A 505-nucleotide genomic window follows, 5' to 3' on the forward strand; every position below is an offset into this window, starting at 1 on the left:
GATAGGGAGATAATTCTTACTATCTAAATAGTCATAAGGCGTTCCAATAGTCCTCTTGCCTAAATAATAAAAAATGTCATCTTTCATACCATACTCCTTTATATCATCTGCATTAAGTGTGCAAAAAATCATCACTAAAAGACATATTATTTTTTTCATGGTTATTCCTCTATATTAACTTTTCCTTTGATACTGATACCATTATTATTGATTGTAATTTTACTTGAACCTACTTCTAAAAGAATTTCTTCACCATCGCTTTGTATATTAGCATTTCCTATGAATAGTTGTATTTTTTTCTGAGCTTTTGCAAGAATTTGTTCTTTTGTGTCAATGAGTAAATTTTTATTAATTAAAGTGCTTTGTTTGACACTGCTTAATTTTAAGCAATCATCAGTATAAAGATCGATATTATCTTCTGTGCTTAAAGAATAATTTGATTTAGAACTTATATTAATATCTTTATCGATTTTAATATCCCAAGATCCCTCTAAAATATCTTTTC

The 505-nt window shown here is 26.9% G+C and carries 1 protein-coding gene; it reads right to left on the reverse strand.

Annotated features, from left to right (window positions below; all coding sequences use genetic code 11):
- Positions 1-161: 161 nt before the first annotated feature.
- A partial coding sequence (locus H2277_RS09140; RefSeq protein WP_337201980.1) for a hypothetical protein occupies positions 162-505 on the reverse strand: 344 nt, incomplete at its 5' end.

Source organism: Campylobacter sp. W0014 (assembly GCF_020135975.1).
GTDB lineage: Bacteria > Campylobacterota > Campylobacteria > Campylobacterales > Campylobacteraceae > Campylobacter_D.